Annotated in this window: 22 protein-coding genes and 1 pseudogene; 10 read left to right on the top strand and 13 right to left on the bottom strand. The window is 71.1% G+C overall.

Translation table 11 applies throughout. The features are described 5' to 3' along the window. Positions 1-1391: cytosine permease (locus DEJ09_RS12805; protein ID WP_258373892.1), on the bottom strand; the 1391-nt coding region annotated here is incomplete at its 3' end. Between the two features lie 175 nt (positions 1392-1566). Between DEJ09_RS12805 and nucS the strand changes: the two genes are divergently transcribed. The 4 genes and pseudogenes from nucS to DEJ09_RS18415 form a co-directional block, all read left to right on the top strand. Next, entirely contained in the window at positions 1567-2262 is a 696-nt protein-coding gene (gene nucS, locus DEJ09_RS12800) for an endonuclease NucS (RefSeq protein WP_017887754.1), read from the top strand. Between the two features lie 101 nt (positions 2263-2363). Then, positions 2364-3038 (top strand): HAD hydrolase-like protein, encoded by a 675-nt coding sequence (locus DEJ09_RS12795; protein WP_111088839.1) that lies wholly within the window; start codon positions 2364-2366, stop codon positions 3036-3038. Then, the gene (locus tag DEJ09_RS12790) at positions 3035-4312 is read left to right on the top strand and encodes a CynX/NimT family MFS transporter (protein ID WP_111088838.1); all 1278 of its coding nucleotides are present in this window, start codon (positions 3035-3037) and stop codon (positions 4310-4312) included. The genes DEJ09_RS12795 and DEJ09_RS12790 overlap by 4 nt, the downstream gene beginning before the upstream one ends. Positions 4313-4626: 314 nt before the next feature. Next, positions 4627-5172: pseudogene (locus tag DEJ09_RS18415) on the top strand (ArnT family glycosyltransferase); the annotation flags it as partial. A gap of 1353 nt (positions 5173-6525) precedes the next feature. On the opposite strand, the gene DEJ09_RS12780 reads toward DEJ09_RS18415, so the two are convergent. Beyond that, a complete protein-coding gene (locus DEJ09_RS12780) occupies positions 6526-7359 on the bottom strand; it encodes an SDR family oxidoreductase (protein WP_111088836.1) in 834 nt (277 codons plus the stop codon). 59 nt (positions 7360-7418) lie between these two features. Then, the gene (locus DEJ09_RS12775; protein WP_111088835.1) at positions 7419-8060 is read right to left on the bottom strand and encodes a nucleoside/nucleotide kinase family protein; all 642 of its coding nucleotides are present in this window, start codon (positions 8058-8060) and stop codon (positions 7419-7421) included. Positions 8061-8114: 54 nt separating this feature from the next. Between DEJ09_RS12775 and DEJ09_RS12770 the strand changes: the two genes are divergently transcribed. Continuing rightward, positions 8115-8483: a VOC family protein gene (locus DEJ09_RS12770; protein WP_111088834.1), complete on the top strand. Its 369-nt coding sequence runs from the start codon at positions 8115-8117 to the stop codon at positions 8481-8483. 9 nt (positions 8484-8492) lie between these two features. On the opposite strand, the gene DEJ09_RS12765 is transcribed toward DEJ09_RS12770, so the two are convergent. From DEJ09_RS12765 to DEJ09_RS12750, 4 genes are all read right to left on the bottom strand, one after another. After that, positions 8493-8933, bottom strand: a complete 441-nt coding sequence (locus DEJ09_RS12765; protein WP_111088833.1) for an NUDIX hydrolase — start codon at positions 8931-8933, stop codon at positions 8493-8495. Positions 8934-9211: 278 nt separating this feature from the next. After that, positions 9212-9802, bottom strand: coding sequence for a TetR/AcrR family transcriptional regulator (locus DEJ09_RS12760; RefSeq protein WP_111088832.1), 591 nt, complete (start codon positions 9800-9802; stop codon positions 9212-9214). A gap of 77 nt (positions 9803-9879) precedes the next feature. Continuing rightward, positions 9880-11202 (bottom strand): carboxylesterase family protein, encoded by a 1323-nt coding sequence (locus tag DEJ09_RS12755; protein ID WP_111088831.1) that lies wholly within the window; start codon positions 11200-11202, stop codon positions 9880-9882. A gap of 115 nt (positions 11203-11317) precedes the next feature. Next, a complete protein-coding gene (locus tag DEJ09_RS12750) occupies positions 11318-11629 on the bottom strand; it encodes a hypothetical protein (protein WP_071404437.1) in 312 nt (103 codons plus the stop codon). A 152-nt stretch (positions 11630-11781) separates the two neighbouring features. On the opposite strand from DEJ09_RS12750, the gene DEJ09_RS12745 reads away from it, so the two are divergent. Beyond that, positions 11782-12297, top strand: a complete 516-nt coding sequence (locus tag DEJ09_RS12745) for a MarR family winged helix-turn-helix transcriptional regulator (RefSeq protein WP_181433360.1) — start codon at positions 11782-11784, stop codon at positions 12295-12297. Between the two features lie 114 nt (positions 12298-12411). Here DEJ09_RS12745 and DEJ09_RS12740 read toward each other — a convergent pair whose 3' ends face one another. After that, positions 12412-13710 (bottom strand): MFS transporter, encoded by a 1299-nt coding sequence (locus tag DEJ09_RS12740; protein WP_111088830.1) that lies wholly within the window; start codon positions 13708-13710, stop codon positions 12412-12414. Positions 13711-13925: 215 nt separating this feature from the next. On the opposite strand from DEJ09_RS12740, the gene DEJ09_RS12735 reads away from it, so the two are divergent. From DEJ09_RS12735 to DEJ09_RS12725, 3 genes are all read left to right on the top strand, one after another. After that, on the top strand, positions 13926-14726 hold the full coding sequence (locus DEJ09_RS12735) for a sugar phosphate isomerase/epimerase (RefSeq protein WP_171907779.1): 801 nt from the start codon (positions 13926-13928) through the stop codon (positions 14724-14726). Beyond that, positions 14723-15838 (top strand): Gfo/Idh/MocA family protein, encoded by a 1116-nt coding sequence (locus tag DEJ09_RS12730; RefSeq protein ID WP_111032470.1) that lies wholly within the window; start codon positions 14723-14725, stop codon positions 15836-15838. The genes DEJ09_RS12735 and DEJ09_RS12730 overlap by 4 nt, the downstream gene beginning before the upstream one ends. A 211-nt stretch (positions 15839-16049) precedes the next feature. Then, the gene (locus DEJ09_RS12725; RefSeq protein WP_220034938.1) at positions 16050-17243 is read left to right on the top strand and encodes a glutamate--cysteine ligase; all 1194 of its coding nucleotides are present in this window, start codon (positions 16050-16052) and stop codon (positions 17241-17243) included. Here DEJ09_RS12725 and DEJ09_RS12720 read toward each other — a convergent pair. Then, positions 17224-17499, bottom strand: coding sequence for a hypothetical protein (locus tag DEJ09_RS12720; protein ID WP_146237649.1), 276 nt, complete (start codon positions 17497-17499; stop codon positions 17224-17226). The two genes, DEJ09_RS12725 and DEJ09_RS12720, sit on opposite strands and share 20 nt — an antisense overlap. A gap of 183 nt (positions 17500-17682) precedes the next feature. Here DEJ09_RS12720 and ctaD point away from each other — a divergent pair, with 183 nt between their 5' ends. Beyond that, positions 17683-19398, top strand: coding sequence for a cytochrome c oxidase subunit I (gene ctaD / locus DEJ09_RS12715; RefSeq protein ID WP_375537960.1), 1716 nt, complete (start codon positions 17683-17685; stop codon positions 19396-19398). Positions 19399-19519: 121 nt separating this feature from the next. Here ctaD and glgX read toward each other — a convergent pair whose 3' ends face one another. From glgX to DEJ09_RS12695, 4 genes are all read right to left on the bottom strand, one after another. Beyond that, on the bottom strand, positions 19520-21538 hold the full coding sequence (gene glgX / locus DEJ09_RS12710) for a glycogen debranching protein GlgX (RefSeq protein WP_111088827.1): 2019 nt from the start codon (positions 21536-21538) through the stop codon (positions 19520-19522). 59 nt (positions 21539-21597) lie between these two features. Then, positions 21598-22212, bottom strand: coding sequence for a TetR/AcrR family transcriptional regulator (locus DEJ09_RS12705; RefSeq protein ID WP_111088826.1), 615 nt, complete (start codon positions 22210-22212; stop codon positions 21598-21600). A gap of 134 nt (positions 22213-22346) precedes the next feature. Further along, complete coding sequence (locus DEJ09_RS12700; protein WP_071248777.1) at positions 22347-22883, bottom strand: MarR family winged helix-turn-helix transcriptional regulator; 537 nt, start codon at positions 22881-22883, stop codon at positions 22347-22349. An 18-nt stretch (positions 22884-22901) separates the two neighbouring features. Then, positions 22902-23084, bottom strand: a complete 183-nt coding sequence (locus tag DEJ09_RS12695) for a hypothetical protein (protein WP_071248776.1) — start codon at positions 23082-23084, stop codon at positions 22902-22904. Positions 23085-23094 lie beyond the last annotated feature (10 nt).

Genomic DNA, 23094 nt, shown 5'->3' with positions numbered 1-23094 from the left:
GTATAAGAGACAGGTGCGGCGGGGGCTGCGGCGGCCGGGGCGGACGTGGCGGCCGGCGCGGCCTCGGTCCGACTGACACCGACGCCGCGGATCAGCCCGACCTTGCCGGCGACCACGTAGAGCAGGAAGGCGATGACCACGGAGTTGATCGACGGGATGCCGACGGCGACGAAGTACCCGATGAGCGAGGCGACCGCCCAGATGACCAGGGTGGCCGGCACCCAGGTCGGCGAGGTCGCCGGGATGTTCTCGGCGTCGCTCAGCTCGCGGCGCCAGCGCTTCACGACGAAGTACTCCGCCACCATGATCCCGGCGATCGGCGGGAAGACGACCCCGAGCACGGACAGGAACGGTGTGAGGGCCCCGAGGAACCCGACCGCGGCGAGCACCGAGCCGACGACGCCCATCACGAGCGTCACGAGCCCGCGGTTCACCTGCTTGCCGAACACCGCGTCGATGAAGTTCGTGACACCGAGGCTCGAGCTGTAGATGTTCCAGTCGTTGATCTTGAACGTGCCGAGCAGGATCACGAGGATGCCGACCCAGCCGACGCTCGACGTGATCACGCGGGTGATGTCCGCGGAGCCGACGGCGTGGGCGAGCAGGACACCGGCCAGGCCGATGACGTACTCGCCGAGCGTCACACCGAGCAGCGTCTGCTTCACGACGTCACCGACCGACCGGTTGAAGCGCGTCATGTCCGGCGTGATCACCGCACCGACGATGAACCCGCCGGCCACCAGCGTGGTCCCGGCCACGAAGCTCAGCTCCGGACCGGCCGGGGCACGTGCGGCGAGCTCGGCGATCGAGTGGCGGCTCAGCTCGACGATGACCGCCCAGCCGACGAGCAGCAGGAACAGCGGCACGGTCACGTTCGCCAGCCACTGCATCGAGTGGAACCCGCGCAGGACGATCGCGGTGACGAGCAGCCCGAACACGAGCGACCACGCCCAGGCGGGCAGGATCGGCAGGATCGAGACGAGGCCGGCCGCCGAGACGCCCGACTGGATGCCGAACCAGCCGATCAGGCTCAGCCCGATCGCCAGTCCGACCAGCGCCGAGCCGGCCTTGCCGAACCCGGTCCAGCGGGCGATGACCGAGGTGTTCAGGCCCTCCTTGACGCCGATGACGCCGACGAGCACCGAGACGATCTCCAGGATCACGGCGCCCAGGGTGATCGCCCAGAAGGCGTCCCAGAAGCTCATGCCGAAGCCGAGCGTCGCACCGAGCAGGAACTGGGACAGGGCCGAGATCTGCCCGAAACGCTGCACGGCGACCTGGAACCAGCCGTAGCGCGCGGACATCGGGACTCGGCTGAGCGAGTAGTCGTCGACGGCGACCGACTCGGAACGGGGGGTTCGTGGTGCTGACACTGCGGTCTCGCTGGCCATCGTGGCTCCTCGGGGAGGGGTGTCGGCGTAGGCCGATCGGGGTGTCAGCCACGGTAGGACGGCATGGGATTGCGGTACATGTGCAGAACGTCGTTACAGGCATGTGAATCCGTGCGGGCTGCACATGCCGCGCGCCTCGTCCGGCCGACGACACCACGCCGGTTAGGCTTCCGGGGTGCGTCTCGTCATCGCCCGGTGCTCCGTCGACTACGCGGGCCGGCTCTCAGCCCACCTGCCGCTCGCGACCCGCCTGCTCATGCTCAAGGCGGACGGCTCCCTGCTCGTGCACTCCGACGGCGGCAGCTACAAGCCGCTGAACTGGATGAGCCCGCCCTGCTCGATCGAGATCACCGAGCCGGACGAGGAGCAGTCGGTCGCCGGCATCACGCAGGTGTGGACGGTGACGCAGAAGAAGACGCAGGACAAGCTCATCGTCTCCCTGTACGAGGTCGTGTCCGACGAGACCCACGACCTGGGCGTCGACCCGGGCCTGGTGAAGGACGGGGTCGAGGCGCACCTGCAGCAGCTCCTGGCCGAGCAGATCGAGCTGCTCGGTGACGGCCACACCCTGGTCCGCCGCGAGTACATGACGGCGATCGGGCCGGTCGACATCCTGGCCCGCGACGACGCGGGAGCGAGCGTCGCGGTCGAGATGAAGCGCAACGCCAACATCGACGCGGTCGAGCAGCTCACCCGGTACCTCGAGCTCATGAACCGCGATCCGCACCTGCGTCCGGTGCAGGGCGTACTGGCGGCGCAGACGGTGGCACCGCAGGCACGCACCCTCGCCGAGGACCGCGGGATCCGCGTCCTCGTGCTCGACTACGACGCGATGCGCGGCATCGAGGGCGGCCACACCCGCCTGTTCTGAGCCGCGTCGGGCCGTCCGGCCTGGAGGCACGGCGCACCCCCGCCCCGCCGCCGACGGATCCCGGATGGTCGCCGCCACGTCCCGGCTAGGGTGGGCAGGACATGACCAGCCCGTTCTCCGCCATCCTGTTCGACCTCGACGGCACCATCAGCGACTCCGCGCCGGGCATCCTCGAGAGCCTGACGCACACCTTCCGCACCGTCGGCGTCCCGGTGCCGGACCACGACACCCTGATGTCGTTCGTCGGTCCGCCGATCATGGACACGTTCCGGATCGCGATGGGCATGGACGACGAACTGGCCGACCGCACCCTCGCCGTCTACCGCGAGCACTACTTCTCGCACGGGGCGCTCGACTCCGCGATGTTCCCGGACATCGACGTCGTGCTGCGCACCCTGCACCAGGCGGGGCTGCCGATCTCGACGGCGACGAGCAAGCCGGAGACCCCGGCGACCTACATCCTCGAGCACTACGGGCTCACCGGGGACATCGACATCATCACCGGTGCGAGCGACGACGAGGTGCGGTCGAGCAAGGCCGACGTCGTCGAAGAGGCACTGCGACGCCTCGAGGCCCACGGCTTCGACACCAGCCGTCCGGTGCTGATCGGGGACCGGAAGCACGACGTCGAGGGCGCGACCGTGCACGGCGTCCCGGTCGTCTTCGCCGAGTGGGGCTACGGCTCCCCCGACGAGGCCGAGGGCACCATCGCCCGCGCCGCCGCCCCGCTCGACCTGCTGCCGATCCTGCTGCCGTCCGCGACGCCGTCCGCATGAACGACGTCGCACGTCGGGGCCTCCGCGGCGCCGCCTGGCTGCTGCCGGCGGCCATCATCCTGATCGCGCTGAACTTCCGCGGTCCGATCGTCGCGACCGCCCCGGTCATCGGGGACGTCCGCGCCGACCTCGGTCTGACCGCGACGATCGCCGGGTTGCTGACGACGATCCCGGTGCTGTGCTTCGCCCTCGCGACGCCGTTCGCCAGCTGGGTCATCGCGAAGGCCGACCCCGAGCGCGCCGTGTCCCTGTCGCTCGTCATCGTGCTCGCCGGCACCGTCGTGCGCTCGATGCCCTCGTCGGCGGCGCTGCTGATCGGCACCGCGGTCATCGGCATCGGCATCACGATCGGCAACGTGGTGATCCCGGTGGTCATCCGGCGGGACACCTCGCCGGAACGCGTCGGTCTGGTCACCGGCGTCTACACGTCGGCGCTCAACGTCGGGTCGATGATCACGTCGCTCGGCACCGCTCCCCTGGCCGCCCTGTGGGGGTGGCCGGTCGCCATCGCGATCTGGGGGGTCTTCGCACTCATCGCCGCCGCGGCCTGGACCTACACGGTCGGTGCTCGTGCCGCCTGGCGACGCCCGCTGCCCTCCGAGCGGGACGAACCACTGCCCGTCACCGGCCCGATCGACCAGGTGCTCGACACCGGGGCGATCCGGACCGCCCGCGCCGCCGAGGCCGCACGGGTCGCCGCCGCCGAGCCCATCCGACCGGCACGACGGCTCATCACCTGGGGCCTGACGCTCGCGTTCGGCGGTCAGGCGTTCTCGTACTACGCCCTCACCGCGTGGATCCCGACGCTGCTGCACGACGAGATCGGGTTCTCGAAGGCGTCGTCGGGCGCGAGCTCGTCGGTGTTCCAGATCCTGGCCGTCGTCGGGGCACTCGGTGTCCCGCTGCTCGCGACCCGGTGGCGTCCGGCGGCGATCATCGCCCTGGTCGGCACCCTGTGGCTGGCGATGCCCCTCGGGCTGCTGTTCGCCCCCCAGCTCTGGTTGCTGTGGTCGGTGCTCGGCGGTGCAGCCCAGGGCGGCGGCATCACCGTGATCTTCATCGTCATCGTGCGGATCGTCTCGAGCGACGCCGACGCCCGCCGGATGTCCGCGTTCGTGCAGGGCGGCGGGTACCTGCTCGGGTCGGCCGGGCCGCTCGTCGCCGGTGCCCTGCACGGTGCGACGGGGAACTGGACGGCGCCGCTGCTCGTCGTGCTCGTCGCGGTGCTCACCCTCGGCGTCGTCGGGACGTTCGCCGCGCGACGGGTGTCCTGACCCCGAACCCGAACGCCGGCTGAGACCCCGCTCCGGCTCGACCCCCGAGGCGCTGACCGACGGGGCCCGCACCCACACGACCCCTCAGCGCGCGGACCGGCTTCGCGGCCAGCTGGCGGCACGGTCCCGGCCGGTCGTCATCCCGGACGGCCAAGGTCCGGAGAGTGGACATCCGACGACCCGCCCGGTGGCGGGACCAGCCGCTCGCAGCACGGCTCACCCTGCTCGTGATCGCGGGCGGCACGACCGTGCTGCTCGCCTGGAACCTGGGCCGTGGCGGGGACTTCAGCTTCTACCAGGCCTCTGCGCGGTCGATGTCCGAGTCGTGGCCGGCGCTGTTCTCGGGCGCGTTCGACCCCTCGGCGACGGTGACGCTCGACAAGCTCAGCGGCTTCGCCGTCCCGCAGGCGCTGAGCCTCCGGCTGTTCGGGCACTCCACCGCCGCACTCGCGTTCCCGCAGGTCGTCGAGGGGCTCGTCACCCTGTGGGCCTGCTCGTTGGTCGGGCTCCGCTGGGCCGGGGTCGGCGCCGGCCTCGTCGCCGCCGCAGCAGCCGGGTCGACGCCGGTCTTCGTGTCGATGTTCGCGCACCCGATGGAGGACGGCATGGTCACCGCCGCGCTGGCCGTCGCCCTGCTGTGCTGGCAGCACGCGGCACTGACCGGGCGCTGGTGGCCGCTCGTCGCCGCGGGCCTGGCGGTCGGCGTCGGGTTCCAGGCGAAGATGGTGCAGGCCTGGTTCGTGCTGCCGGCACTGCTGCTCGGCACGCTGCTGGCCTCGGCCCGGCACGACGGCCGTCCCTTCCGCTTCGGCACCCGGGTGGTCCGCGCCGGGGTACTCGGGATCGTCGCGGTCGTGGCCTCGCTGTCGTGGGTCACCGCGCTGGCGGTCACCCCGTCGGGTTCGCGGCCCTGGGCCGACGGCTCCACCGACGACAGTCCGCTCGCCATGGTGTTCGGGTACAACGGCATCGACCGGTTCCTGCCCGGCGCGGTGCCCGGATCCGTCCGGTCGTTCACGGTGCCGTTCGGTCCGCACACCTGGCGCGGTGGTCCGGCCGGGTTCGGCAAGCTGCTCGGACCGCACCTGGCGTCACAGGTCGCCTGGCTCCTGCCCGCGGCGGTGTTCGGCGTGGTGGTCGCGGCCGTGGTGCTCGTCCGCCGCCGTGCGGAGCGACCCGGTGCCCTCGGCTCCCCGTTCGGGCACGCGTTCGACACCCGTGCCGGATCCGCCACCCTGGCCGTTCTGGTGGTCTGGCTCGGCACCGCGGCGGCCGTGCTCTCGGTGGCCGCCGTGCCGCACACCGCCTACGTCGCCGCGATCGGCGTGCAGCTGGCCCTGCTCGCAGCCCTCGGGTGGCGCGGTGCGGTCGGGCTCGTCCGGGCGCAGGCTCGAGGGCTCCGGGCGCTCCCGGTCGTCCTCGCCGCGGCGCAGCTCGGCTGGGTGGTGTTCCTCGCGCGGGGCACCGCGATGCCGACCGTGCTCGCCGTGCCCGCGATCACCGTCTCGACGGTCGCCGTCGTCGCGACGCTGGTGGCGGTGTGGCGGCGACCCCGCTGGGAGGCGACGCGCGGGCCGGACCGGCACCGGGCCTCCCGGACGGTCATCGCGCTGGCAGCCGGGCTCGCGCTCGTCGCCGGACCCGCCGCGTTCTCACTGCAGGCCCTCGACGCGACCCGCGACGGCAGCGGCGTCGACGCGTCGGTCGGGCCGTGGCCCGCGCGCTGGCCGATCCCGGCCGGCAGCCCGGACGTCTTCCACGTGTCGCGCCCGGACCCGTGGGGCGGATCGACGCCCTACCCGCGTGCCCTCAGCCGACTCGTCGCGACCGCGCGACGCCTGGAGGGGTACCGGCACGACGAACCGCTCTTCATGACGGACACGTGGCACATCTCCGCACCCGTGATCGACGCGACCGGACTCCCCGTGCTGACGGACGGCGGGTTCTCGGGCACCGTGCCCGTCTTCACGATGCACCAGATCCGCCGGAGGATCGCCGACGGCCTGCGCGTCCTCGTCGTCGAGTCCCACGCGCCCCGCACGGACCCGGTCCTGCGCGCCGCACTGGCCGGGGGCTGCCGAGCACTCACCAGCGGCACCCGGCACGCACGCCTGCCGATGCAGCCGCGCCGGGCGGACGGCATCGCCTGGACCGTGTGGCACTGCGGGATGCCCGGGCCGTCGGTCGGACCCGGAGCGCACCGCCACCACGGGTCAGCTCGCGGCGAGCACCTCGCGCAGGGACATCGGCGGACGCCCGGTGATGCGTTCGACGTCGCCGGACACGTGCGCGAGCGCCCCCTCGGCGATGGCCGTGTAGGTGCTCACCCAGGCGTCGGCCTGCCACGGCTCCGGGTTCCACTGCGCACGTGATGCGTACGCCTCGTCGAGGGTCTCCGGGTGGTAGCTGACCGTCCGGCCGCGGACCTCGGACACGATCGCCGCCGCCTGGGCCAGGGTGATCGCCTCGGGGCCGGTCAGCTCGTACGTCTGGTCGCGGTGCGCGTCCGGGTCGTGCAGCACCGCGGTCGCGACGCGGGCGACGTCGGCACGGGCCACCGCGGCCATGGCGCCGTCGCCGGCCGGGCCGCGGATCACGCCGTCCTCACCGACCAGGTCCTCGACGAAGTCCAGGTAGAAGCTGTCGCGCAGGAACGTGAACGCCATCCCGCTCTCGCGGATCGCCTGCTCCGTCGCCCAGTGGTCGCGTCCGAGCGTGAAGGTCGCGTCGGGAGCCGCGCCGAGGAACGACGTGTAGACCACGTGCCGCACGCCCGCGTCGGCCGCCGCGGCGACGAACGCCCGGTGCTGGTCGAGGCGGTCCTGGGCCTCTGCCGCCGAGACCATGAGCAGCACCTCGACGCCCTCGAGCGCCACTCGGCTCGCGTCGGCGTCGGCGAAGGTCGCGACGGCGACCTCGGTGCCCGGGAGCTCCGGCGCACGCGAGGCGTCGCGCACGAGCATCCGGAACGGCACGGCGTCCGCGGCGAGCGCCGCGCTCACGGCGCCACCGATGTTGCCGGTCGCTCCGGTGATGGCGATGGTCATGGTCGCTCCTCGTGTCGGTGTCGGTGTCGGTGTCGATTTCGCGTCGCGTTGGTCGGTGGTCACGTCCACACCGTCCTGGAGGCCCGGATCACCGTGGGCGCGACCCTCGCGGCGTTCACGCCGTCCACCTCCACCGCCCACGCGCGGGCGGCGTCGTGGTCGCGGCCGTGCCGCATGTGCCGTCCGACCAGGCGGTCGAGCCGCACGTCGTCGGCGACGGCGCAGAACCAGGTCTCGGTGAAGAGCGTCGGCAGCGTCGACCACGGTGCGGTGTCGTCGAGCAGGTAGTTGCCCTCGGACACCACGAGGCGGGCGGCGCGGGGTACCGCGATGCTGCCGGCGACGGGTTCGTCCACGCGACGGTCGAAGTCCGGCGCCCACACCACGTCCTCGTCGACGGTGACGAGTCGGCGGACGAGCGCGACGTAGCCGTCGGCGTCGAAGGTGTCCGCCGCGCCCTTGCGGTCGTGCCGGCCGAGGGCGTCGAGCGCCGCGTTCGACAGGTGGAAGCCGTCCATCGGGACCTGCACCGCCGTGCCGGCACCCAGGCGGTCGTCGACGGCGGTGACGATGCGACGGGCGAGCGTGGACTTGCCAGCGCCCGGTGCTCCGGCGATCCCGAGCACCGTGCGGCGGCTCGAACGGGCCAGTTCGACGGCGCGCTCGACGGCCTGGTCGACGGTCGTGCCGGAGTCGCTCACGGCCTCATCCTCGCAGAGCGCACCGACGCCGGGCCGCGGTGGTTCACTTGCCGCATGGTCGATGCGACGAAGGCGTTCAGCGGGTTCTCGGTGCGCGACGTGCCCGAGGCGAAGGCGTTCTACGAGGACGTCCTGGGGGTCGAGGTCACCGAGGACCACGGCATGCTCTTCCTGCAGCTCGGCGGTGGACACCAGGTGCTCGTCTACCCGAAGGGCCCGGGTCACGAACCGGCGGCCTTCACGGTGCTGAACTTCCCGGTGCCGGACATCGACGCCGCGGTCGACGAGCTCACCGCGAAGGGCGTCACGTTCCTGCAGTACGAAGGGATGACCGACGACCGGGGTGTGAACCGGAAGGGCGGGCCGCTCATCGCCTGGTTCACCGACCCGTCGGGCAACGTCCTCAGCGTCATCGAGGAGTGACGCCAGCGGTCAGCGGGACAGGGCGCCCGCCCAGCCGAGGGCGATCGGCACGAGCAGGCCGTGGCGGTGGTGCGGGAGCTCCGTGACGGGGATCCACCGCGACTCGTCGGTCGAGCCGTCGAGCTCGTGCCGCAGGGCTCCCCCGGTGATGGTCGCCCGGAACACGACCTGCACGGCCTTCATCGGGCGACCGTTGGCGTGGATGCGGCGTTCGGCGGGGACGATGTGGTGCCGGACCCCGAGCAGGGCACCGGCCTGGGCCTCGTACCCGGTCTCCTCGCGGATCTCGCGCACGACGGCCTGCTCGACGGTCTCGTCGAACTCGACCCCGCCGCCCGGTAACGTCCACGTGCCCGCGTCGGGGTGACGCAGCTTCGCCAGGAGCACGCGGTCACCGTCCGTGATCACGCCGTAGGCGGCGAGCCGGGTGTCGTAGTCCGTGTACTCCATGGGCCGACCATGCCAGGTGGGTGCACCGACGTCTGCCAGCCGCGCCGGGCCTCCAGGCCGTGGACCGGGGTGGTGCGGACGCTCCTCCAGCCCGCTGACCGGTCACAACCCCCCGCGGCCCGCACGCCGAGCGGTCACAGACCGTCGGCCCCGCCGCCCACAAACAACGGAACGTGACCACGCGACGCAGCCCGCGCGGGGAGTCGTGACCGCTCGCCGCGCAAGGCCCCGGACCCGGGGTGGTGCCGACCGGACCCGGCGTGCTCGCCCGACCCGGATCAGGCGTCGACGCGTGCCGCTGCCCAGCCCACGCGCATCCGGGCGACCGCCCGGTCGAAGGCGCTGAGCGGTTCCCCGTCGTCACGGATGACGGACTGCAGCTGGAGCCCCTCGTACAGGCCCATGAGCTGCTCGGCGGCATGCCGGGGCGATGCGCCGCGGGGTTCTCTGCCAGCGACGACGTCGCGGACCAGGGCGAGGGTGACGTCCTCGAACGCCCGCGTGTACTGCGTGCGGAACCACCCGGCGGCGGGGTGGTCGGGGTTCGAGGCGGCGCTGAGCACGGCGACCCGGAGGCGCACGAGAGCCGGATCTTCCACGCCCGCCGCGAGCCGGGCACGCAGGTAGGCGACCGTGCCGTCCCGCTCCGCGATCGGCCAGAGCTCGAGTCGGCTGCCGTTGTTCCACTTGTCCATGACCGCGACCACCAGGAGTTCCCACATCGGGTACGCCCGGTGGAACTCGTCGGCCGTGACCCCGGCGTGCTCGGCGACCTCGTCGGGCCCGACACGGTGGAAGTCCCCGGCTCGGTAGGCACTGATCGCCCCGGCGACGATGCGTGCGCGGAGGTCGACGTCGGTCGTGGGCATGCTGACGATTGTGCGGGGCCGGTCAGCGGCCCGCGACCGCCAGTTCAGGGGGCGCGGCCACCGTCGCCGGCTCTGGGTCAGCCGCGGTCGAACGTCAGCGTCTCGTCATCGGGGGCCCGGACCTCGCCGGTGCGGGCGAAGTCGGCCCAGATCGCCCGGAATGCCCGGCCGCGGCGCTCGACCTCGGGCCAGTCGCGTTCGGGGACGAACCGGGTGCCGGCCCAGGCCTCGCGGCCACCGAGCAGCAGCGGCAGGTCGCTCATGTGCACGGCTCCGGTCGGGGCGCTCGTGACACCGCGGTGCAGTCGGTACGAGGTCGCCCGGCCGCCGGCGCGTCGGTGCCGCTCGGTGAACCGTCGGGCGTCGCGCCCGTAGATGACGTCGGACAGCGGACGCACGACCCACCACCGCAGGGCCGACCGCAGCACCCGTGACCGGGTGACCCGACGCAGGCCGGGCACGAGCGGCACGTACATGCCGGCCTCGTCCGAACCGGACCCGATCAGCACATCGACGTCGGGGGCGACCCGGCTCCACGCGGCGTCGAGGTCACGCTCGGCGGGCAGCGGCGCGAACCCGTACTGGGTGCCGAACGGCATGCCGGCGGCGAGCCCGTACGGCGCGGCGGCCCGGGTGCCGAGTGCCTGACGGTCGAGCAGGTCCTCGAGCGGGGTGTCGGCGTGCACGGTGCCGACCGCCCGGACCATCGCGCGGTTCATCCGGGCCCGACGACGGGACAGCCCGAGCGGCGCGCTCTGGATGATCGCGCGGCGGAAGAGCCCTTCGGCGCCGGCACTGATCATCAGGTGCGCAGCTGCGTCCCCGCCGGCCGACTGCCCGAAGACGGTGACCAGGTCGGGGTCGCCGCCGAAGGAAGCGATGTTCGCGCGCACCCAGCGCAGCGACTCGACCAGGTCGAGCAGCCCGAGGTTCGCCGGGATCGTCTCGCCGTCACCGAGGAATCCGAGCACGCCGAGCCGGAACGTGACCGACACCACGACCACGCGCTGCTCGGTCACCAGGTCGCGGGCGTCGTAGATCGGCAGGTCGCCACCGCCGATGACGTACGAGCCACCGTGGATCCAGACCATCACCGGCAGCTGTTCGCCCGGACGGACGTCGGCGGGCAGCGTGATCGAGAGCCGCTGGCAGTGCTCGTCGACCTCGATGCCCTGGATCGGGTTGAGCAGCAGGTCGACGAACTCCTCGTGCGGCTGCGGTGCCACCGGCGACGGGGTGGACGCGTGCAGCTCGCCCGCGAACGGTGGCATCGGCTGCGGCGGGGCGAACCGTTCGGCCTGCGCGTACGGGATCCCGAGCGCCCGCACCACGTCGCCGTCGACCGTCCCGACGATGCGGCCGGCGGGGGTGTCGAACGGGGCAGGCGTGGCGTCGAGCATGGGGTTCACGGTATCGGTGCGGCGACGACACGAGCGGACGTGACGGAGGCCGTCCCGATGTGATCAGGACGGCCTCGCTCCGGCTCGGGGAGCCGGGTGCACGTGGTGCTCGGCGTCAGTTCGAACGACCGTTGACGTCGCGTCGGTCGTCGTCGTTCCAGTCGGGCTTGCGCACGCCGGACTTCGCGATGCCGCGGCTGACGACGTAGGCGGCCGTCACGATCGCGACGTACAGCCAGGCCTGGTCGGCGCCGAAGCCGGTGTGGCCCTCGTCCGCGTTGTCCACGACGGCCGACGCGACGAGGATCGCGATGGACACGACCAGCCAGGCGTAGAACTCCGTGGTCTTGAGCGCGGACTTGGTCTCGTTCCAGGTGGCACGCACGACCGAGTCGTTCCGTGCGGGACGTCCTGCAGTGTTCGACATGGTCACTCCTTCTGATCTCCGCCACCGGGCTTCGGTGGCGCCGTGTGGAGAGATTTGTCTCGCTCGGCTGATTACTCGTCCAGTTTGGGTTCTCAGGAAGGGGGTGGAGCATGGCGTTTGTCCACAGAACGCCAGGACCGGACGGGGTAAGGATGCACGACGAGGACCACCCGCAGCGCGGATCCGATGTGTTCGAGCGGCAGCCGCGCACCACGGAGGGCGCCGCTGCGATCGCGAGCCTGCAGGCGCTCAGTGACAGCGTCCACGAGGCCGACGAGCAGGCGCTCCGCACGCTGGGGATGCTGCCCGTCGACGCGCTCGCGCTGCGGCACCTCGTGCTCGCGGACCGGGACGGACGGCTGGTGAACCCGACGCAGCTCGCACGGGTGTTGCGGCTCTCCACCGCCGGGATCACGAAGCTCATCGACCGCCTGGTGCGTGACGGGCGGGCTGAGCGGCGGGCGAACCCCGAGGACCGCCGAGGCGTCATCATCACAGCGACCGGCTCCGCCGAGCAGGACCTCGCACGTGCCTATGGGCACATCCACGCTCCGCTCATCGAGACCATCGACGCGCTGAGCGTCGACGAGGCGACGGCGGTCCGCCGGTTCGCCTCCCGCCTCGCCGAGGCGCTCCGGCAGGAGCTGCCCTCCCCCGGCGCCCCCTGACGCCGGCCCGGCCCGGCCCGGCCCGGTGGGTTGGTAGCTGCGACGGACGGGAGGCCCGTGGCGGCGTCGCCACGGGCCTCCCGTCCGTCCTTTTGTCGCGGTGCGCGACGGGCGCTACCGCACCCGCTTGATGGGGATCACGACGAGTGCGCCGATGAGGGCGATCGCGCCGGCGGCCCAGCACATGAGCTCGTAGTTGTCGGCTGCTCCGTCGGACCCGACCTTCAGGAAGAACAGGGCGATCGCCGGAGCGAGCGACTGCGGCAACGCGTTCGCGATGTTGATGACGCCGAGGTCCTTGCCGGGCCGGTCGGCGTTCGGCAGCACGTCGACGACCAGCGCCGTGTCGATGGCCGAGTAGATGCCGTAGGCGAAGCCCATGATGATCTCGGCGACGTAGAAGCCGGTGACCGTGTCGGCGTGCGCGAGCGCGACGAGCCCGACCGCGAACATCGCCGTCGACCCGCCGACGAACACCTTGCGGCGACCGAGCTTGTCCGACGCCCAACCGGACAGCGCCGCACTGACCAGCAGCGCGATCGTGTAGAGCAGGACGCCGAAGGCGACGGCGGCCGTGGCGTCCTTCGGCTTCTCGATGCCGATGTGCTCCTGCATGTAGAGCAGGCGGTACGTCGTGAACATGAACGTCGCGAGGATGATGAGGAAGCGCGACCACCAGGCGAACGCGAAGTCCGGGTTCTTGACCGGGTTCGTCCAGAACGAGGCGACGAGGTTCAGGAACGTGAACTTCTTGAGCGTGTAGGTCGGCAGGTCGTCACGGGCGACGACGGCGTACACGGCGACCAGGATGATCGCAAGGATGCCGGGCGCGATGAACAGCACGGGCAGGTTCGCGACGAAGAAGACCGACAGGTAGGTGCCGGCGAGCACGGCGATGTTCTGCGCCAGCGCGATGATGCTCGAGGACCGGCCGCGCTGCAGCTGCGGCACGTTGTCGGCGAAGCTCGCGAGCAGGGTGGCGAGCGTGGCGTTCGCGGCGAGCTGGGCGAGCAGCCAGGCCAGCGTCAGGTTGAGGACGTCGGGCGAGTAGGCGATCCACGCGAGGGCGATCGCGAAGACCACGACACCGCTGAGCAGCCAGGGGCGACGACGGCCCCAGCGCGTGCGGGTGCGGTCGGACAGGGCACCCGCGAGGGGGTTCATGATGAGCGCACCGAACGCGCCGATCGGCAGCACCGAGCCGATGACGTTCGCGGCGTCGTCGCCGACCAGGGCCTGCGCCTTGAGCTGCATGCTCACGTAGACGGGCGCCATGAGCGCGACGAAGAGGCCGAACTGCCCGAGGAACAGGGCGATCTGGTAGCCGATGCCCACCTTCACCGTGCTGACGGGCTGGGTGATGCCCTCTTCCGGGTTGAGCAGTGCCGGGCTGCCGGGTTCGGGTGTGCTCATGACGCCTCCTTGAGTCGATGAAAACCTTGCCTGACAAGGTTTTTCCGACGCGAGCATACATCGACACGTGTTGTCTGCAACACCGGGGTCGTCACACGGGGCAGCAAAAACTACACACCGGGTGGTTTTTGGGGTAGCGTCGTCATCGATCTCGCCGCGGAGCATCGCTCCTCGACGGGCCGCGACACCCAGACAGGATCGAAGGAGCCTCTGCAATGCCCACCACTTCTGTGCAGCTGTACTCGCTGCGCGACGCCATCGCCGAAGACCTCGACAAGGCCATCGCCCGTGTCGCCGAGATCGGGTACGAGAACGTCGAGCCCTACGCGTTCGTCGAGCGCGCCACCGACCTCGAGCGTGCGTTCGCGGCCACCGGCCTCAAGGCTCCGTCCGGCCACGTCGCCGTGATCGACGCCGAGGACACCGCGCCGATCTGGGACGCCGCCGAGCGCCTCGGCATCCGCACCGTCATCGACCCGTTCATCCCGACCGACCGCTGGCAGACCGCCGACGACGTCGCGAAGATCGCCGAGCGCGTCAACGAGCTGACCGCCGAGGCCGCCGGCCGTGGCCTGCAGTTCGGGTACCACAACCACCAGTGGGAGTTCACGAACAAGGTCGACGGCCGCACCGTCTACGACCTCTTCGTGTCGCAGCTGTCGCCGGAGACCGTCCTCGAGGTCGACACCTTCTGGGCGACCGTCGGTGGCGCCGACGCCCCCGCCGTGCTCAAGGGCCTGGGCGACCGCGTCGTCGCGATCCACGTCAAGGACGGCAAGGTCGACGGTGACATCCGCACCGCGCTGCCCTCGTCCGAGAGCGCCCTCATCGTGCCCGAGGCACTGCAGCGCGCCTTCGAGAACCAGACGCCGGCCGGTCAGGGCGACGTCGACGTGACCGCGATCCTCGCCGCCGCACCGCAGGCGATCCGCGTGGTCGAGTTCGACGCGTACAAGGGCGACGTCTTCGAGGGCATCACCGAGTCCCTCACCTGGCTCAAGGACAACGACAAGTGAGCCGTGTCGGGATCGGCATCATCGGTGCCGGCAACATCTCCACCCAGTACCTCGAGAACCTGACCAAGTTCGCCGACGTCGAGGTCCGCTTCGTCGCCGACGTGCTGCTCGACCGCGCTGCTGCCCAGGCGGCGGAGTACGGCGTCGCCTCGTCGGGATCGGTCGAGGAACTCCTCGCCCGCGACGACATCTCGATCGTGATCAACCTGACGATCCCGGCCGCACACGCCGAGGTCGACCAGCAGATCATCGACGCCGGCAAGCACGTCTGGAGCGAGAAGCCGATCGCGACCGACCACGCGTCGGCCGCCGCGGTGCTCGAGTCGGCGAAGGCCAAGGGCCTGCGCGTCGCGACCGCTCCGGACACCGTGCTCGGTGCGGGCATCCAGACGGCGCTCCGGGCCATCGCCCGCGGTGACATCGGCGAGCCGCTGTCCGCGACGACGCTGTTCCACGTGCCCGGACCCGAGGCGTGGCACCCGAACCCGGACTTCCTGTTCGCCACCGGTGCCGGCCCCCTGTTCGACATGGGCCCGTACTACGTGACGACCCTGGTGCACGCGTTCGGCACCGCCTCGCGCGTGCAGGCCGTCTCGTCGAAGTCGCTCGACCGTCGCACGATCGCGTCCGGCCCCCGCGCCGGCGAGACGTTCCCGGTCGAGGTCCCGACGCACCACGCTGCCCTGATCGAGTTCGCCGGCGGGCAGTCCGCCCAGTCGACGTTCTCGTTCCAGCACGCCCTGCCCCGCATGGGCTTCGTCGAGATCAACGGCACGCTCGGCACGATCTCGCTGCCGGACCCGAACACGTTCGAGGGCTCGTCGCAGCTCTGGCGCTACGGTCAGGAAGAGCCCGAGACGCTCGAGGCGGTCGGCTCCACCTGGGGTCGTGGCACCGGTGTCGTCGAGCTCGCCCGCGCCATCGCGGAGGACCGCCCCGAGCGTGCCTCCGGCGCCGTCGCGCTGCACGTGCTCGACGTGCTGCTCGGCATCCGTGACGCGGCCGAGTCGGGTTCCGCCGTCGACATCACGTCGACCGTGGACGCGGTCCCGCCGCTGCCCGAGGACTTCGACCCCGCGGCAGCTGTGCTGACCGCGGGCGCGAACGCCTAGGAGCGCCCAGGAGCGCCCAGGAGCGCCACGCGCACCACTTCGTGAGCAGCAATGGTCGGGTCCCGAACGGGGACCCGACCATTGCTGCTCACCAGGGTGTGTGATCGCTCGACCCTGCGCTCCGTGGACCGGACCGCGCGGTTCGGCCAACGGATCCGCGCTCGTCGGCCATCTGGAACGGCCCGAAGTCGGTGGCTTCTTCACTCGGGTGATGAGGACCATGGGTGTGGAGGAGGAGCTGCTCCTCATCGACCGGTCGACGGGCGTGCCCGTGCCGGTCGCCGACGGTGTGCTGGCCGGTGCGAGGGCGACGCGGGTGCCGGACCCCGGCGGCGTCGTGGGCGAGATGCAGCGCGAGATGATCGAGGTCACCACCCGCCCGCACACCTCGCTCGCCGCGCTCGGCGGGCAGGTGCTCGACAACCGGGCACTCGTCGAACAGGTCGCGAACGGCTTCGGTGCGCACGCCGCCCCGCTCGCGACGTCGCCGACTCCGGTGACCCCGCACGTGAGCGACGGCGCCCGGTACCACCGGATGATGCAGCGCTACGGGTCCATCCCCCGGCAGGGCCTGACCTGCGGCCTGCACGTCCACGTCGCGATCGACTCCCCCGCCGAGGGTGTCGCGGTGCTCGATCGGATCCGCACGTGGACACCGGTGCTCATCGCCCTGAGTGCCAATTCCCCCTTCCATGCCGGAGTCGACACCGGTCATGCGAGTTTCCGCTCGATCGCCTGGAGCCAGTGGCCGTCGGCCGGGCCGATGGAGCGGTTCGGCTCCGAGGAGCGCTACCGCGCCGTCACCGAGGGCATGCTCCGCACCGGCGCCCTGCTCGACGAGGGGATGCTCTACCTCGACGCGCGCCTGTCCCACGCACACCCGACCGTCGAGGTCCGCGTCGCCGACGTCCCCCTCGACCCCGGGGTGACCGTGACGATCGCAGGACTCGTCCGGGCGATGGTCGACACCGCTGCCGAGGAGTGGCGTTCGGGGTCGCTCGAGCGCGACACCCCCGCCTGCACCGTCCGGCTCGCGAACTGGCGCGCTGCGCTCGAGGGCCTGGACGGTGAACTGGTCGACCCGTTGACGGGGCGCGCCGCACCCGCACGCGAGGTCGTCACGCTCCTGCTCGCCCACGTGCTGCCGGCGCTCGTCGCGAACGGCGACGACCAGCTCGTCGAACGCGGCCTGGCCGACCTGTTCGCGCGCGGCACCGGCGCGTCCAGGCAACGTGCGGCCTACGCGACGACCGGTGACCTCGGGCAGGTCGCACTCGCTGCCGCGATGACGAGCGTGCACGCACGGACCGGCCGCGTCGCAGCCGGCCTGTGGCCGGGTGCGGACACCGGTTCGGTCATCGGGGGTCACCCGGCGAGCTCGGGCCTCAGCGGTGCGGTCGGCTGATGGGTTCCAGGTGGCAACCGTTCCCCCGGATCGCTCGTCGACACCGGGGCGTCATCGCACTCGTGAACTCGATCTCGAACGCCTCGGCCCAGCCGGTGCTCGACGATTCGACGTCGAGCAGGAACTCGACCGGGGTCCACTCCGGGTCGTCGCAGCCTGCCGGTCGGACGGGCAGGACGCGGGTGGAGAAGCCGACCACCCAGGCACGACGGAGGACCCCCGGCAGGCTTCGTGCCCGGACCTCGCGGGGCAACACGACCCGTATCCACATCTCGCTGCCTTCCGCCCGTTCCTTCGGACGCTATGCGCACCCGATGGACAGAATCAACGCGACCGCACATCACGGTCACATCAGTCTCGCGCTTTCGGAACGATCCGATGGGAGCACCCCGTGACCGACCTCGAGAACCCGCCCGTCCTCGGCGAACACCCGGCGGACATCGGCCCCGGACGTCCGGTGAAGCTCGGTGCGCGGTTCGTGCACTGGCACACCACCACCGACCACAAGACGATCGGCAACCTGTACCTGGTGACGTCGTTCGGGTACTTCTGCCTGGCCGGGGTCATGGCGGTGGTGATGCGGACGGAGCTCTTCACCCCCGGGCTCGACGTGCTCGAGACGCGTGAGGAGTACAACCAGCTGCTCACGATGCACGGCACCGTCATGCTGCTGTTGTTCGCGACCCCGCTGTTCTCCGGGTTCGCCAACGCGATCATGCCGCTGCAGATCGGTGCCCCCGATGTCGCGTTCCCCCGGCTCAACGCGTTCTCCTACTGGCTCTACGCGATGGGCAGCCTGGTGACGATGGGCGGGTTCCTGACACCGGGCGGAGCGGCCGCGTTCGGGTGGACGGCCTACGCACCGCTGTCGGACACCACCTTCGAACCGGGCATCGGCGGGCACCTCTGGGTCGCCGGCCTGAGCATGACCGGATTCAGCACGATCCTCGGCGCCGTGAACTTCATCACGACCGTCATCACCATGCGCGCCCCTGGGATGACGATGTTCCGGATGCCGATCTTCACGTGGAACGTGCTGATCACGTCGATCCTCGTGCTGATGGCGTTCCCGGTGCTGGCGGTGGCGCTGTTCGGCCTGCTGCTCGACCGGGTCTTCGACGCGCAGATCTTCAACCCGGCCAACGGCGGACCCCTGCTGTGGCAGCACCTGTTCTGGTTCTTCGGCCACCCCGAGGTCTACGTGATCGCCCTGCCGTTCTTCGGCATCGTGTCCGAGGTGTTCCCGGCCTTCAGCCGGAAGCCGATCTTCGGCTACAAGACGCTCGTGTACGCGACGATCTCGATCGCGGCGCTGTCCGTGTCGGTGTGGGCGCACCACATGTTCGCGACGGGTGGGGTCCTGCTGCCGTGGTTCTCACTCATGACGATGCTGATCGCCGTGCCGACAGGCGTGAAGATCTTCAACTGGGTCGGCACGATGTGGCGGGGGTCGGTGACCTTCGAGACGCCGATCCTGTGGGCGATCGGGTTCCTCGTGACCTTCACGTTCGGCGGGCTGACCGGCGTGATCCTGGCGTCGCCGCCGCTCGACTTCCACGTCCACGACACCTACTTCGTCGTGGCGCACTTCCACTACGTGGTCTTCGGCACCGTCGTGTTCGCCATGTTCTCCGGCTTCTCCTTCTGGTGGCCGAAGTTCACCGGCAAGATGCTCGGCGAACGGCTCGGCAAGGTGCACTTCTGGATGCTGTTCATCGGGTTCCACATGACGTTCCTGATCCAGCACTGGCTCGGCGTCATCGCGATGCCCCGCCGGTACGCGAGCTACCTGCCCGAGGACGACATCACCTGGCTGCACCAGGTCTCCACGGTCGGAGCGGTCCTGACGGCGGCGTCGATGATCCCGTTCTTCCTGAACATCGTGCAGACGATGCGGAAGGGCCACAAGGTGCTCGTCAACGACCCGTGGGGCTACGGCCGGTCGCTCGAGTGGGCGACCAGCTGCCCGCCGCCCCGGCACAACTTCACGTCGGTACCGCGGATCCGGTCGGAGTCGCCGGCGTTCGACCTGAACCACCCCGAGGCCGGAGTCCCGGTCGGGGTGGGCCCGGCGATGGACGCCCCGGACGCGGCCACCCACGACCAGGCGACGGGCAAGACCCGGCACCCGAAGGAGACCGACCAGAAGTTCTGACGGCACCACTTCGTGAGCAGCAATGGTCGGGTCCCGAACGGGGACCCGACCATTGCTGCTCACCAAGCGAAGACCACGACACGAGCGACGCGAACGACGCCCCCGCGCGAGCCCGCGCCCGTCAGACCAGCGCGGTGAAGGACGCGTCGCGCACGAGCAGGGTCGCCGCGTCGCCCACCACGGCCTGGTCGGGGTCGCTCGACAGCCCGAGGGACCAGCTGCCCCCACCCGGACGCTCCGGCAGCGTGAACTCGACCGTGGTGTCCGACGCGTTCAGCAGCACGGCCACGGTGTCGTCGCCCTGGTGCAGCACGAGCGTCACGGCCCGGTTGCCGCCGTCCGCCCAGTCGCCGTCCTCGAACCCGGCGGCGTCGGCACGGAGCACGGTCACCGTCGACTCCGAGTCGCCCGGCGCGGTGCGGAACCACTCCGGACGCAGCGCCTGGTGCTGCCGACGGAACGCGATGGCCGCCGTGGTGAAGGCGAGCAGGTCCTGGTCGGCGGCGGCCCAGTCGAACCACGAGATCTCGTCGTCCTGGCAGTACGCGTTGTTGTTGCCGCCCTGTGACCGGGCGAGCTCGTCGCCACCCAGGATCATCGGCACGCCGGCGGAGAGCAGCAGGGTGCCGAGGAAGTTGCGGCGCTGCCGGTCGCGGTAGTCGTTCACCGCTCCGTCGTCGGTCGGGCCCTCGATGCCGCCGTTGAACGAGGTGTTGTCGCTCTCGCCGTCGTTGTTGTCCTCGCCGTTCGCCTCGTTGTGCTTGTCGGCGTACATCGTCAGGTCGGCCAGGGTGAAACCGTCGTGGGCGGTCACGAAGTCGATCGAGCACAGCGGGGAGCGCCGTGAGCCCTCGTAGACGTCCGGGCTGCCCAGGACCCGCTGCACAGCGTCGCCGAGTGCGCCCTCGTCGCCGCGCCAGAAGGCACGCAGGTCGTCGCGGTACTTGCCGTTCCACTCGGACCAGTCGGCCGGGAACCCGCCGACCTGGTAGCCGGCGGTGTCCCACGGCTCGGCGATCATCTTGACCTCACGCAGCACGGGGTCCTGGTGGATGATGTCGAGGAACGCGGAGTGCTTCTCGGCCTCGCCGTCCTGGCGGGTGAGCGTCGTGGCCAGGTCGAACCGGAAGCCGTCGACGTGCATCTCCTCGACCCAGTACCGGAGCGAGTCCATGATGAGTCCGAGGGCCGCCGGGTGCCCGACGTTCAGGCTGTTGCCGGTGCCGGTGGTGTCGAAGTAGTTCGCCTCGTCACCCTCGACCAGCCGGTAGTACGACTGGTTGTCGATCCCCTTGAACGACAGCGTCGGGCCCATGTGGTTGCCCTCGGCGGTGTGGTTGTAGACGACGTCCATGATGACCTCGAGCCCCGCGGCGTGCAGGGCCTTCACCATCGCCTTGAACTCGGCGACCTGCTGCCCGGCGGTGCCGGAGGACGAGTACTCGTCGTGCGGCGCGAAGAAGCCGATGCTGTTGTAGCCCCAGTAGTTGCGGAGGCCCTTGTCGAGGAGCGTCGAGTCCTGCACGAACTGGTGCGTCGGCAGCAGCTCCACCGCGGTGACGCCGAGGTCGGTGAGGTGCTTGATCGCCGCCGGGTGGGCCATGCCGGCGTAGGTGCCGCGGATCTCCTCGGGGACGTCCGGGTGCTGCTTCGTGAAGCCCTTGACGTGCACCTCGTACACGACGGTGTCGGCGAGCGGGGTCCGCAGCAGGGTGTCACCGTCCCAGTCGAAGGACCGGTCGGCGACGACGGACTTGGGCATCGCGCTGGCCGAGTCGGTCTCGTCGATCTGCTCGGGCTCGTTCATGTCGTGACCGAAGAGCGCCTGGCCCCACTCGTACTCGCCGTCGATCGCGGTGGCGTAGGGGTCGAGCAGGAGCTTCGCGCCGTTGTGGCGCAGGCCGTTCGCCGGGTCCCACGCGCCGTGCACGCGGAAGCCGTAGCGGGTGCCGACGGTCACGCCGGGGACGACGTCGTGGAAGGTGTAGCCGGTGCGGTTGCGGAGCTCGGTGCGGTGCTCGGTGCCGTCGTCGTCGAAGGTGCAGAACTCGACCCGCTCGGCGGTGCTCGAGAACAGGGCGACGTTGGCGCCCCCGTCGACGAGCGTGACGCCGAGCGGGGTGCGCGTGGAAGTGGTCATGCTGCCCTTCTACCGGCCGGTCGCTGTGCCACCGGCGGTCTGGGCGTACCCCTGGCCGCTCAGCGCACCGGCGGGACCAGTTGCTCGAGCAGCCGCAGCACCCGCTCGCCGTCGACGGCGTCCGGGTCGAGCAGCCACTGGACCTGCAGCCCGTCGGATGCCGCGATGCTCAGGCTCGCCAGGTCGACCGGGTCCAGGTCGGCGCGGATCCGGCCGCTCGCCTGGTCCGCCTCGATCAGTTCCGCGAGTTCGGCGCGCAGCCGGGCGAAGCGTTCGCGCATGAAGTCGCGTGTGGCCGGGTGGCCCTCCTGCACGGCGTCGGCCGCGAGGGTCGTGTACAGCTGCACCAGCCCCGGCACGGCCCGGTTGCGCGATGCGCTCTCGCGCATGTCGCCGATCGCCGACTTCATCCGGTCGGGCGCGCCCTGCTCGCGGACCTCGTGCTCCCGGTAGACGGCGAGCAGCAGTTCGTCGCGGCTCGGGAAGTAGTGGCGGAGTGCCGCGTGCGTGATCCCGAGGGCCTCGGCCACCGAGCGGAGCGACGATGCGTCGACCCCCTGCTCCGCGACCATGCGGATCATCTCGTCCAGGATCTGCGTGCGCCGCTCGGCGCCCTTGCGGTACCCGCCGCGGCGCGGCTGGTCCGCGTCGGCGTCGTCCGCGGGGTGGGTCATGCACCCAACTTACCGCTGGAAGGTTTTCTCGCCACCGTCCGGACTGGAGGCCCGTGGCGGCCGCACCACGGGCCTCCAGTCCGTACCGGGGTCGCGTCGCACCCGCCGGGTCGCATCAGCCGGGCGCGCTCGCGTCAGTCCTGGTCGTCGACCGTGTACTCGTCGACCGGCGCGGGCGTGCCCGCGGCGAGCGCGTCGACGATCTTCGTCAGCGAGTCGGCGAGGACGGCGTTGTCCGCGTCGGGGAGTTGCTCGAGCACCTCGACGACGGCCGCGTGGAAGCGCGCGTACGAGGCGTCGATCTTCTCGGCGGCCTGGTCGGTCGGGGCGAGCACCTGCGCACGACGGTCGGTGGGGTGCGCCGTGCGCGACAGCAGGCCCTTCTGCACGAGCCCGTCGACGATCTTGGTGACCGAGGCGTTCGAGACGGCGAGCATCACGGCGAGGTCCTTCGGTCCCATCGTCCGGCCGTCCCGGTGCGCCTGGAGCATGTACCGGACGGCGAGGAACTCGTTCTTCGACAGGCCGCTCTCGATGCGGGCGGACTCGATCTGCTGGTCCTCGGCGTGCTGCAGGCGGAGCAGCGCGTCGACGGCGGTCTTCGCGACCCCGGACTCGGGTTCGCGGGCGTAGAGGTGGACGTGCTCTCGACGGACGACGGTCAACGGCATGGGGTCATGCGCTCCTTGCTAAACGGCAGGCGTGCTGAAGAAGTCCGCGTAGGACGGTTCGGAACGACCGGCGAGCAGCGAGGGGTCCTGGATGCGACGCTCGACGTACGCGTCGATGATCGCCGGGTCGGTGAGACCGACGCGGGTGTGGCTGCCACCGATCCGTGCCGTCCGAGGCATCCCGGAGTACGTGCTGTGCATGTCGTGTCCC

The sequence above is a fragment of the Curtobacterium sp. MCLR17_055 genome (assembly GCF_003234305.1).
Lineage (GTDB): Bacteria > Actinomycetota > Actinomycetes > Actinomycetales > Microbacteriaceae > Curtobacterium > Curtobacterium flaccumfaciens.
Note: the sequence above shows the minus strand (reverse complement) of the source record. Positions and strands in the feature narration are given on the sequence as shown.